The sequence below is a fragment of the Bacillus sp. NTK071 genome, assembly GCF_017303315.1.
GTDB lineage: Bacteria > Bacillota > Bacilli > Bacillales > Guptibacillaceae > Guptibacillus.
Window position 1 is genome coordinate 1 of sequence record NZ_JAFKOI010000050.1, and the last position, 515, is coordinate 515.

The 515-nt window shown below is 38.3% G+C and carries 1 protein-coding gene; it reads right to left on the reverse strand.

What is annotated here, in order from left to right:
* Positions 1–167: 167 nt before the first annotated feature.
* Positions 168–512 carry a PadR family transcriptional regulator gene (locus JI666_RS20990; protein WP_136947205.1) on the reverse strand — a complete coding sequence of 115 codons (345 nt, stop codon included), beginning with the start codon at positions 510–512 and terminating at the stop codon, positions 168–170.
* Positions 513–515 lie beyond the last annotated feature (3 nt).

The following is a 515-nucleotide window of genomic DNA, read 5'->3' on the forward strand; positions in this document are numbered from 1 at the left end:
ATATTGAAGTCTATATGTACAGTTTTTAGGATTCTCAATTTGAAAATGGAATTTCCTTGTCCAACGATTGAATCCAGTTAGAAAATGCCCTTTGCTCGCTTTCTTTTCTAGCCATTGTTCCGTTTTAATCGGGTCGTAACTCCAAAATGGTCGAAAAATCGATGTGGTCATAAAAACTCCTCCCTATATCGAACCGCATTATTATAAAGTTCATTTAGCCTTTCTATCTCAATTCTCATGATTCTTTTACCGTCTTCTGTAACTTCATATACCTTTTTTCGCTCACCATCCGCGTACTTGACGATCAAACCATCGCGTTGCATTTTCGTCAACGTGCCATAAACGGTACCCGAACCTAAACTTATTCTTCCTTTTGTCAGATTCTCAACGTGTTTAATGATGCCGTAACCGTGGCGGGGTTCAGTTAATGCAAGCAAGATGTAGAAAGCAGTTTCGGTCATAGGTATGTATGTTTTTTCAGGCTTTTTCATTAATCTAGCCCCTTTTTCCATTTT